10 protein-coding genes are annotated in these 11,806 nt (G+C 33.0%); 5 read left to right on the top strand and 5 right to left on the bottom strand.

Annotated features, from left to right (window positions below):
- Nucleotides 1-32 precede the first annotated feature (32 nt).
- Both CBR30_09465 and CBR30_09460 read right to left on the bottom strand, forming a co-directional pair.
- Complete coding sequence (locus tag CBR30_09465; protein ID PMQ00769.1) at nt 33-1,925, bottom strand: peptide ABC transporter substrate-binding protein; 1,893 nt, start codon at nt 1,923-1,925, stop codon at nt 33-35.
- A 187-nt stretch (nt 1,926-2,112) separates the two neighbouring features.
- Nucleotides 2,113-4,413: a beta-glucosidase gene (locus CBR30_09460; protein PMQ00768.1), complete on the bottom strand. Its 2,301-nt coding sequence runs from the start codon at nt 4,411-4,413 to the stop codon at nt 2,113-2,115.
- Nucleotides 4,414-4,602: 189 nt separating this feature from the next.
- Between CBR30_09460 and CBR30_09455 the strand changes: the two genes are divergently transcribed.
- Genes CBR30_09455 through CBR30_09440 form a run of 4 tightly spaced genes read left to right on the top strand, consistent with a single transcriptional unit; the run spans nt 4,603 to nt 8,963 of the window.
- A complete protein-coding gene (locus CBR30_09455; protein PMQ00767.1) occupies nt 4,603-5,646 on the top strand; it encodes an N-acetyl-gamma-glutamyl-phosphate reductase in 1,044 nt (347 codons plus the stop codon).
- Nucleotides 5,639-6,853 (top strand): bifunctional ornithine acetyltransferase/N-acetylglutamate synthase, encoded by a 1,215-nt coding sequence (locus CBR30_09450; protein PMQ00766.1) that lies wholly within the window; start codon nt 5,639-5,641, stop codon nt 6,851-6,853. Before CBR30_09455 ends, CBR30_09450 begins: the two co-directional genes overlap by 8 nt.
- A gap of 16 nt (nt 6,854-6,869) precedes the next feature.
- A complete protein-coding gene (argB, locus tag CBR30_09445) occupies nt 6,870-7,760 on the top strand; it encodes an acetylglutamate kinase (protein ID PMQ00765.1) in 891 nt (296 codons plus the stop codon).
- Nucleotides 7,761-7,772: 12 nt separating this feature from the next.
- The gene (locus tag CBR30_09440) at nt 7,773-8,963 is read left to right on the top strand and encodes an aspartate aminotransferase family protein (protein PMQ00764.1); all 1,191 of its coding nucleotides are present in this window, start codon (nt 7,773-7,775) and stop codon (nt 8,961-8,963) included.
- Here the strand turns inward: CBR30_09440 and CBR30_09435 are convergent, their stop codons facing one another.
- The gene (locus CBR30_09435) at nt 8,964-9,689 is read right to left on the bottom strand and encodes an RNA-binding protein (GenBank protein PMQ00763.1); all 726 of its coding nucleotides are present in this window, start codon (nt 9,687-9,689) and stop codon (nt 8,964-8,966) included.
- Nucleotides 9,690-9,745: 56 nt separating this feature from the next.
- On the opposite strand from CBR30_09435, the gene CBR30_09430 reads away from it, so the two are divergent.
- Entirely contained in the window at nt 9,746-10,687 is a 942-nt protein-coding gene (locus CBR30_09430) for a D-alanine--D-alanine ligase (protein PMQ00770.1), read from the top strand.
- A 30-nt stretch (nt 10,688-10,717) separates the two neighbouring features.
- On the opposite strand, the gene CBR30_09425 is transcribed toward CBR30_09430, so the two are convergent.
- Nucleotides 10,718-11,164 carry a hypothetical protein gene (locus CBR30_09425; GenBank protein ID PMQ00762.1) on the bottom strand — a complete coding sequence of 149 codons (447 nt, stop codon included), beginning with the start codon at nt 11,162-11,164 and terminating at the stop codon, nt 10,718-10,720.
- Nucleotides 11,165-11,185: 21 nt separating this feature from the next.
- A complete protein-coding gene (locus CBR30_09420; protein PMQ00761.1) occupies nt 11,186-11,530 on the bottom strand; it encodes a hypothetical protein in 345 nt (114 codons plus the stop codon).
- Nucleotides 11,531-11,806 lie beyond the last annotated feature (276 nt).

Raw genomic sequence — 11,806 nt, 5'->3', positions numbered from 1 at the left:
CCTCCCCTTAAGGGGAGGGGGACTTTTAACTTCTACTTTCTTCCAGTAGACTTCAAATAGGGAAGTACATATTTGAAGTTAGGCCAGTGATGATAGACAATTTGATAAGAATTCTCTGCTGTAGGATAGTTAGTCCAATAGTATTCATCCAAGCTAATTACTCCAGGATATGTAAAGGTAGGTATTGTAGGCATTTCTCTTACTAAAATCTTCAATCCTTCAAATCCTAAGTTTTTATTCTCTACACTATCCCAAGCTACTTTTTCCATTGCTTCTATAATTTTATCTAACTCTGGAGAGGACCACCTTGAGTCATGACCAGGATTTGTTTCTCCTAAAGGTCTCATATATTGTGAATGGAAAGATGATAGTGTTCTGTAAAGATCTGGATGACCACCCCATGGTTCTGTTGCTGGCCATGTTCCCGCAGTACATACTTCATATTCTCCCCTATCTACAATAACTCCTGCATTTTCTAAATTTACAATTTCTACTTCAATACCAAATCTTCTCCATTGTTGAGCAGCTGCAACAGCATTTCTAAACATAGGATGAGCAGGGCTTATATGGGAAACAATAGTCATCTTCCAAGGCTTACCGTCAGGTAGTAACCACTTCCCATCCTTATCCCTCTTAAATCCATGCTTCATGAGTAATTTCTCTGCTACGTCTGGTGCATATTTCCACCATCCATATCCAAATATTTCTTTGATTTCTGAGGGTTCTGTTGGTACCTTATATCCTCTTTTTCTTGCATATTCAGCTAATCTTAGTGCTGCATCAGGATCGTATGGCTTGAAGGGGTTTCCTTCCACCTCTATAGTGAAGCTTCTTAACCAGCTTTCTAATGGTTTATAGTACCATTTAAGGTAAGCTGGGGTAGATGGTATATGAAGAACTCCCATAGTTGCTGCACCATCAAAGGCTACTCCAATATAATCTGCAATATCTATTGCAAGAGCCAAAGCCCATCTTACATCTTTATTGTTATATGGGAATTTTACTGTATTAAAAGTAATTCCTGTTATACATGGATCGTTATTTACTACCCATGGATATTCCTTTCTATATCCTCTTACATATTTGTTAGCTGCAAATGCAGATCTTAATGCTTCCATATTCAAATCTGCTACATCTAATTGATGATTCCCTATTGCAAGAACTTTTTTCTCTGGAGGTCCATAGTAAATATAAAGTACATATTTAGGTTGAGGCATTCCAAATAGTTTTCCTGTAGGAGTTCTTTGCCAATCTTCTCTTCTTTCCCACAAAGTCCAGTATCCACCTGGATCATAACTCTTTAATATATATGGTCCAGAGGCCACAGGAGGATTAAACTCAAAACTTACAGGATCTTTAACTTTTTCAAAAATATGTTTAGGCAAAGGTCTCCATGCACCCCATCTGTCTAAGAAATATGCATGAAATCTTGCATTAGGTTTCTTAAGATCGAAAACTACAGTATATTTATCTGTTTTGTATACTCTATTGACATAAGTTACAAACTGTGGATTATACCCCATATCTGGATTTTTCATCGTCAATTGAATGCCAAATACTACATCATCTGCGGTAAATTCTACTCCATCACTCCAATAACATCCTTTCCTCAGCTTTATAATCATTTTTGTAAAATCTTTATTGTAAATTGGCTTCTCCTCTGCTAAAGCGTTTATAACCTTTCCTGTTGCAGGATCAACCATCCATAAAGGTTCTAACATTAGTTGTTGAATACCACGATCTGGAGATCTCCATGTTGCAGCCCATGTATTAAAATTATCTGGTACTACAGCTCTTCCACTTAAAATATCTACAATTAATGTTTCACTTCTCGGTATCTCTGGAGCAAGTTGAGTATATCCAACTTGAGACAAGCTAAATAGTGCTAAAAGAATAACTAAAATCAACCACCCAACTTTTTTCATTCTCTTCCCTCCCTAATATTTTTTGAGGAAAAATTTTGTAAATGGAATTTTCATTATATTTTTTAACCTCCTCACCTCCTTTCACAACTATTTTCGCAATCGTTTTGTGTATATAATTATACCATAATTAGAGGAAAAATCATTACTAATATTTTTATAATTCTTGAAATTTTAAAATATTCAAAAATTATCCCACATCAAAAAATGCCCTTAATCTTATATCCTCTGAAGAACTTCCTATCATAATCTCATATCTTCCAGGTTCAACAACAAAATTTAAATTTCTATCATAAAATCCTAATTCTTCTTCCGTGAGTTTGAGAGTAACTGTCTTTTTCTCCCCTTTCTTTAAGCTTATTCTCTTAAATCCCTTCAATTCTTTAACTGGTCGAGCAACCTGAGAATATTCTTTTCTTAAATAAAGCTGAGCCACTTCATCGCCATCAAATTTACCTATATTCTCAATATCAAAACTTACCTCTAACACTCCATCTATAGGTACTTTCTCTTTTGATAGTCTCAAATTACTATATTTAAATTTAGTGTAGCTTAAACCATATCCAAACTCGAATAAGGCTTGTCTCCCTCTTAAGTCACAATAATCATCAACCCTACCTGTAGGTCTATGATTATAATAAAGTGGTAATTGTCCAACATGTTTTGGAAAAGTTATTGTTAATTTTCCTCCAGGAGTATAATCACCAAATAAAACATCAGCTATTGCATTACCGCCTTCTTCACCAGGATACCATGCTTCTAATACAGCTTTAACATCATTTATCCACTTTGTCATTGTAATAGCACTTCCATTTATTAAAACAACTATTACAGGTATACCTGTTGCACAAATTGCCTTTATTAAATCTTCCTGAACGCCTGGAAGATCAAGATTATGTCTGTCCCTCTGTTCACCTTGAGTTTCAGGCACCGAATCTCCCATAAAAAGAATCGCAACGTCACACTTTTCAGCAATTTTTATTGCTTCTTCAAAGCCTTTCTTTGAATCTCCTATTAGCTCGCAACCTTGTGCATAATATACTTCTGTACTTTTTGAAACCTTGTTCTTTATTCCTTCAAGAGGAGTAACAATTTTTACACCATAACCACTATACCCCCCCATCCTTGGAATATCCGCATTTGGTCCTATTACTGCTATTTTCTTAATGTTTTTATCCAAAGGTAAAATATCACTATCATTCTTTAAAAGAACTATAGATTCACGCGCAATTTTTAGGGCTAACTCTCTATGGGCTGGATGATCATTTATCTTCTCAGCATAATCTGGATCTACATAAGGATCATCAAAGAGTCCAAGCCAGAACTTTACTCTTAAGACTCTTCTCACCGCATTATCTAATACTTCTTGATTAAGCTTTCCTTGTTTTACAAGATTGACAATATTCTCAAAGCAATCTGAGTCGGGCAATTCAACATCAAGTCCTGCTTCTAAAGCAAGTTTTGCTGCTTCTTCTTTACTCGAAGCAACTCTATGTTTAGTAATAAGATGGGTTACTGCCATATAATCAGAAACTACATACCCTTTAAATCCCCATTCATTTCGCAGAACATCCGTAAGCAACCATTTATTTGCAGTACAAGGAACACCATCAATTGAATTGTATGCAGACATTATGGACATAGCTCCAGCTTTCTCTACAGCAGCCTTGAAAGTTTGAAAATAAACTTCTCTCAGTAATCTTTCACTAAAGTGTATTGGATAACTATCCCTTCCACCATCGCCCACAAAATTTGCTGCATAATGTTTTGGCGTAGCTGCAACTTTTTGCGATTGTAAACCCTCAATAAAAGCTACAGCAAATTTTGATGCCAAATAAGGGTCCTCACCATAAGTTTCTTCTGTTCTTCCACATCTTGGATCTCTGGCTATATTTATTGTTGGCGAGAGTGCCTGATGAATTCCCCTTGCTCTTGTCTCTTTCCCTATAGCTACAGCCATTTCTCTTATTAACTCAGGGTCCCATGTACAACTCATTGCTATTGCTTGAGGAAATATTGTTGAACCTTTTGCCATACATCCATGCAAACATTCATCATGTATTAAGATAGGTATTTTTAATCGAGAATTTTCAAGTACATATTTTTGAATCTTATTAGCAAATTCAGCACTTTCTCTTGGAGAAAAATCACGAAGGACACAAGCAAATTGGCCAATTGGAATCTTTTGTTCTCCTTCTAAAGCTTTTAGCCAACTATTTTTTACTAAATTTCTTGAAATTATGTTATGAATTTCAGGTCTACGAAAGACACTCTCAAATACCGCATTAAATATCGAGTTATTAAAATCGTTTAATTGTTCTTCATTTAAGTCTTCTAATGGTAAATTTTCAACAAAATCAACAATTGTCTTCCAAAAGGCGAATATACGTGATTTCAGTTGGGCTGCTTTCTCTTCGAGAGTCATTTTGGATAGGAGATCTTCAACTCTTTCCTCAATTGATAAACTTTTATCAAGGTATTTATCTCCCATTATTCTCCTCCTCTCTAATTTTTTGATTTTTTTATTTACTTAAATCAATTCATAACCATTTACGCAATCGTTTTGTAATAATATATCATACTTGAAGAAAATGTCAATAGAAAAAGTCTTCTTTTAAGTATTGTTTTTCCAAAAAGTTAGTTGTAAAATTTGAAATTAATTTTATGATGGAGGAATGGGATGAAAATAAAAGTTAGTATATTAGGAGCAACAGGATACACTGGGGTAGAATTAGTAAGAATTCTTTTAAATCATAAGCATGTTGAAATTGTAAATTTAACAAGTCAAAGTTATGTAGGTAAAGCATACTGGGAAGTTTACCCTCACTTTTTCAAACATATAGATAAAATTTGTGTGGAAGATGATGTTGATAATTTAATAAATTCATCAGATTGTATCTTTACAGCTCTTCCTCATGGAAATGTAATGCATATAGCAGAAAAGATAATAAATGCTAATAAAGTATTGATAGACTTAGGAGCAGATTTTCGATTAAAAAACCCAAAGGTTTATGAAGAATGGTATAAAATTCAACATTTGGCAAAAGACTTAATTAAAAAGGCTGTTTATGGTCTTCCTGAATTACACAGGGATGAGATTAGAAACGCAAAATTAGTAGCAAATCCTGGTTGTTATCCTACAAGTATAATACTTGCCCTTGCTCCTGCAATAAGAAATGATATTATTAAGCCAGAAAGTATAATCATTGATTCTAAATCTGGAGTATCAGGAGCAGGAAGGTCTGCAAGAGTGGAATATTTATTCTGTGAAGTCAATGAAAATATAAAAGCATATAGTGTTCCTAATCATAGACACATTCCAGAAATTGAACAGGAGTTAAGTCTTTTAGCTGAAAGGGAGATAAGGATAACTTTCACTCCGCATCTCATACCTATGAACCGGGGAATATTAAGTACTATTTATACCGAATTAAAATCAAATATATCCCAGGACGAAATAAGAGAAATCTATGAAGAATTTTATCAAAGAGAGAAATTTATTAGATTACTTCCTCCTGGCATTCTTCCCTCAACAAAAAATGTCTCTGGTACAAACTACTGCGATATAAATATTGTTAAAGATGAAAGAACTAATAGATTAATAATCCTTTCTGCTATTGATAATTTAATTAAAGGAGCAGTTGGTCAAGCAGTACAAAATATGAATATAATATTTGGATTTGAAGAAACAGAAGGGCTTATTAACTTAAGTATTTATCCATAAGGGGGGTATAATTTTGGAAAATATAAGCTTACCTAAAGGCTTTCTATTAAGCAGTATAAATTGTGAGATTAAAGAGGGTATTAAGAAAAAAGATCTTGGATTAATCTACTCAGAAGTCCCTGGAAATGCTTTTGGGGTTTTTACTCAAAATAAGGTTAAATCTGCTCCAGTAATTGTATCTATGAATAGAATTAAGAATAAGATAGCACAAGCAATAGTTGTAAATAGTGGAAATGCAAATGCCTGTACAGGAGAACAAGGAATAAAAGATGCCTTAACTATATGTAAGGAAGTAGCAAAGATGTTAAATATTGACGAGAATTTAGTTTTAGTTGCCTCTACAGGCGTTATTGGTAAATATTTACCAATGGATAAAATCCTTCCCAAAATACCAGAGTTAATAAATAATCTTAATAGAGAAGATATCATTGGCTTTGAGTATTCAATTATGACAACAGATAAAAGACCAAAAATAATTAGCACACATTTTGAAATAGGTGGTGAAATTTGCACTATAACAGGTTTTGCAAAGGGATCAGGTATGATTCATCCAAACATGGCAACTATGTTGGCTTTTATTATTTCAGATATAAATATTTCTCAAGATCTTTTGGAATTAGCCTTTAAAGAAGCTATAGAAGATACTTTTAATATGATTAGTGTAGACGGAGATACAAGTACTAACGATACTGTGTTTATAATAGCTAATGGTTTGGCTAAAAATCCAGAGATAAAAGAAAAAGATAAAAATTATGAGAACTTTAAAAATCAGTTAACAAAAGTTTGTGAGTATTTAGCCATAGAAATTGCAAGAGATGGAGAAGGCGCTACCAAATTAATAAATGTCAAAGTTATTAATGCCCCTGATATTAAGACAGCAAAAATTCTGGCAAAAACAGTTGTTTCATCTAATTTGGTAAAAACTGCTATATATGGAGAAGATGCAAATTGGGGAAGAATCATGTGTGCTTTAGGATACGCTAATTGTAACTATGATCCCTCAAAAGCAGACATTTATTTGGGAGATATTTTAGTCGCTAAGGATGGCATATATTTTCACTTTGATGAGGATAGTGCTAAAAAAGAATTATCAAAATCAGAAATTACAATAACTATAGATTTAAAAGATGGTAACTTCTCTGCACAAGCTTGGGGCTGTGATCTCACAGAAGAGTATATTCAGATCAATGCCAAATATAGAACTTAAGGGGTGTTAAGTAATCATGAAAGAAGATTATAGAGAGAGAGCAAAGATATTAATAACAGCACTTCCATATATCCAGAAATTTTATGGAAAGACCATTGTAATAAAGTACGGTGGACATGCTATGTTGAATGAAGAGTTAAAGAAAACAGTACTTTCAGATATAGTTCTAATGAAGTTTGTGGGAATAAAACCAGTAATTGTCCATGGTGGAGGTCCTGAAATAAATGAACTTTCTAAAAAATTGGGATTAAAGCCCAAGTTTGTTGGGGGTCTTAGGGTTACAGATGAAGAAACAATAGAAATAGTTGAAATGGTTCTTGCGGGAAAGTTAAATAAAGAAATAGTAAGCTTAATAAATAGAATTGGAGGAAAGGCTTGCGGTATATCCGGAATTGATGGTATGTTGTTCAATGTAGTAAAAAAGACAAGCTTTGTTAAAAATACTAATGGTGAATTGGAAGAAGTAGATCTTGGATACGTGGGCGAAATAAAATCGGTAAATCCTGAAATCATCAATTTGTTAACAAACGAAGATTTCATTCCAGTTATATCTCCATTAGGTTTAGGAGAGGATGGAAAAATTTATAATATAAATGCAGATGATGCAGCGGGAAAGCTTGCAACAGCTTTAAAGGCAGAAAAACTAATATTACTCACAGATGTAGAGGGAGTACTGAGAGATATAAATGATAAATCAACCTTAATATCTGTTTTAACTATTGATATGGCTAAAAAACTGCTTTCTGAAAATGTTATTGAAGGAGGGATGATTCCCAAAATAGAATGCTGTATAAGTGCAGTAGAGGGAGGTGTAAAATCCGCCCATATAATTGATGGTAGGGTTCCTCACTCTCTACTATTAGAAATGTTTACTGACGAAGGCATAGGTACCATGATTATTAGTTAGGAGGAAAGGATAATGGGAAATAAAGAGATAATTGAATTATCAGATAAATATGTGATGAATACTTATAATAGATACAAGATAGCAATAGTAAAAGGAAAAGGGGCAAAAGTATGGGATGCAGATGGAAAAGAGTACTTAGACTTTGTTGCTGGAATTGCAGTATGCTCTTTAGGACATTCTAACGAAGAGCTTATTAATGGTATCAAGGAACAATTGGATAAATTAATGCATATATCAAACTTATATTATATAGAACCACAAGCCCATTTAGCAAAGCTGATTGTAGAACACTCTTGTGGTGATAAGGTTTTCTTCTGCAATAGTGGCGCTGAGGCTAATGAGGCAGCTATTAAATTAGCAAGAAAATATGGAAAAATTCATGGTGGTCCAGAAAAGTATGAAATAATAACAGCCCTAAAATCTTTTCATGGTAGAACCCTTGCTACTTTAACCGCAACTGGACAACCCAAGTATCAAAAGAATTTCGAGCCATTAGTTCCAGGTTTTACATATGTACCTTTTAATGATGTATATGCATTAAAGGAAAAGGTAAGTGAAAAAACATGTGCCATCTTATTAGAACCTATTCAGGGAGAGGGAGGAGTAAATCCAGCAACAAAGGATTTCTTAAAAACAGCAAGAGAATTATGTGACAAATATAATGCTCTACTTATTTTTGATGAGGTACAAACAGGTATAGGAAGAACAGGTAAATTCCTTGCATACGAACATTATGACGTTGAGCCAGATATATTTACATTGGCAAAAGCATTAGGAGGAGGTTTCCCTATCGGTGCTATGGTGGCTAATAAAAAATGTTCCAATGTTTTTACTCCAGGAGATCACGCTTCAACCTTTGGAGGTAATCCATTAGCCTGCTCAGCAGGTATCGCAGTAATAAACTATATTTTCAAAAACAATATATTACAGAATGTAGAAAGAGTAGGAAACTACTTTAAAGAAAAATTTGTAAAACTTCAGGAAAAGTACCCGTTTATAAAAGAAGTAAGAGGGATAGGATTGATGCTTGGAATGGAATTAGAAATTGAAGCAAGACCTGTAGTTGAAAAAGCCTTAAACGAAGGTTTATTAATAAACGCAGTAGGAGAAAAAATACTAAGATTTGTTCCTCCATTAATCATTACTGAAAAAGAAGTTGATGAGGCTATAGAAATATTAAATAGAATTTTTCAAAAAATTTAATTAATGTCTCTCTATCTCTATGAGGTATCTACCTCTTTTTGTCTCTGTTATGGATATTACTTTAAAATATCCATAGCTCCTGACAAAAACTATATCTCCTTCTTTGATCTCATAATGTGGATAATCAACTTTTTTGTTGTTTACTGTCACTGCTCCATTTTTTATAATTTGTTGAACCCTTGATCTTGGAATATTAAGAGCAAAGCTTGTTATTGCATCAAGCCTTAAAGATGCCTCCGTAGTTTTTAGCATTTTAGCTCTTTTTGGAGGTGATAGAGAGTCAAGAGTTAAACTAAAGTATGCTATGTTTGAACTATTAAATATATCAATCAATCTTACTTCTATCTCTTTTGCAGATATAAATTGAATTCTATTTTCTCCTATCTCCCAAATATCCCCTAATTTTCCCTCATCTATACCAATTTTTATTAATTCTTCTTTAAAACCTTTTGGAGTTTGCTTTTGAGGAAAACTTATCTCAAATGCTGAAAAATATTTGTCAAAATCTATATATTCCAGTAATTCTTTGCTGTCAGATATGAAACCTCTTCTTCTTTCTGCTAAGTCATAACCACCAAATAATAAAACAAACAAATTAGAATATTTGTAACTTAGCTCCTGAAAATAATGATAATCTTCAGGAGATAAAAAGTCTGTGACTATTAAACCTCCTTTTTGATCCACTTTTTTAAAGAGCTCTTCTAAATCTTCTATGCTTCTTGGCATATAACATATTTTACCATAAAATAAATAAAAAACTGATGAAAGAGAGGAGAAAGATGATAAAGGTTGGAGTATTAATTGGAATTAAATCTTCTGAGAGTGAAATTGCTCAAAGAACAGCTAAAAATGTGATCTCAGCCTTGGAATACAAAGGCTATAACGTAGTTCCAATACCTATAGATGAAAATTTAGTTGAAAATTTAAAAAGAGAAAAAATTAACGTCGCCTTTATATCCGCTCATGGTATTTTTGGAGAGGATGGAACAGTACAAGGACTTTTAGAACTCCTTGGAATACCATATATTGGTTCAGGAGTGCTAGCAAGTGCTTTAGCAATGAACAAAATCATGAGCAAAAAAATATTTACCTATGAAAACATTCCAACTCCCAAATGGCTATATTTACACAAAAGAGATTTGGAGGAAAAAGATTTAGAAAGCATCAAATATTTAGTTAGGGAGCTTAAATTTCCTTTAGCAATAAAACCTGCATCTCAGGGCTCTACAATCGGATTTACGAAATTAGAAAGGGAGGAAGAGTTAAAAAGTGCATTAGAATATGCTTTTCAGTATGATAACGAAGTTGTTATTGAAGAGTTCATTTACGGAAAAGAAATAACTGCAAGCATATTTGATACTAAAAAAACCATATGTTTTCCACTAATAGAAATAATTCCAAAGTCACAAACAGGTCTTTACGACTACACAGCTAAATATACGCCTGGTATGAGTGCTCACATAATACCTGCAAGATTAGAAAATGATATATATTTAAAGGCTCAAGACTTAGGAATTAAAGCCCATAAAGCTCTTGGATGTAGACATTTTTCAAGAGTTGATATGATTGTAGAACATGAAACAAATAATATTTACGTATTAGAAGTAAACACTATTCCTGGCATGACCTCTACAAGTCTCTACCCCGAAGCTGCTAAAGCTTACGGGATAGAGTTTCCTGACCTTTTAAGCATGTTAATTGATCATGTCTTAGGAAGGGAGTGAACTAAATTTTTCACCTCTACTTTCTTTTTTCTAATATCTTAACCCAAAACCAAAAGGAAAAATAGCCTTATCATCATTTTTTAGCTTCCAAGAAAAGGAGAGTTTACCCTCAAAATTATACTCTCCCAATAAAACATCAGTTACACCTTCTCCCTCTGTACCTGGAAGCCATGCAGAAACCAAGGCAGAAGAATTTTCTAATATATCTTTTAAATCTACAGGTCTTCCTATGATAAGTATAGTTACAATCTTTGGTTTTCGCTTAATTAACTGGTTAAATAAAAATAAATCTTCTTCATCTATTTGAGGAGTAACTCTATCCCCATAAAACTCTGCATATGGACTTTCTCCAATAACAACAATACATAAATCATCTTTCTTTATTTTTTTAAGATCTTCTATATCCTTTATAAAAATTATTTCTGAACTTTTAGACAATTTCCTCTTAAAAGCCTGTAAAATAGTTGTTCCTGGCATAATATTCCCCTTAATTCCCTGCTATGATAAAGTCCAACCTCCACATTGGGCTCCTATGTCATCCGCTTTTTCACCTACAATAAATATTTTCTTTATATTCTTAGAAAGAGGTAAAACCCCATCGTTCTTAAGCAAAACTAAACTTTTTCTAACAGCTTCTTTAGCAACTTCTCTGTGTTCACTACTTCCAATTTCTTTGATAAACTTTTTATTAGCTATAGGCTTATTGAAGAGATTTAATTCAAACTTTACTCTTAAAATTCTCCTAACTGCATCATCTATTCTTTCCAATGTTATTCTCTTTTTTAAAATTGCATTTCTCAGAACTGAAATAAACAATTTATAATTATCAGGGACCATAACCATATCGATACCTGAATTAATTGCAGTAACTACTTTATCCTCATAGCTTCCGTATAATTGATCTGACCTGTAATCAGTTTTTGAAAAGAAAAACCTCCCAGGGTTAGAATTAGATTAGAAAGAGATAACATCCAAACCCCGGGAGGTGAAAACTATGGTCATTAATATTCTACCAGATTTTTCTTTAAGAAAAAAGATAAAAGAAATTTTAATTGTGTTAATAATGAGTTTAATAAAAGAGAAAAAACCATCAATTAGAGCTCTTTCTAAAAAAGCTTT

It is taken from the genome of Dictyoglomus sp. NZ13-RE01 (genome assembly GCA_002878375.1).
Classification (GTDB): domain Bacteria; phylum Dictyoglomota; class Dictyoglomia; order Dictyoglomales; family Dictyoglomaceae; genus NZ13-RE01.
Note: the sequence above shows the minus strand (reverse complement) of the source record. Positions and strands in the feature narration are given on the sequence as shown.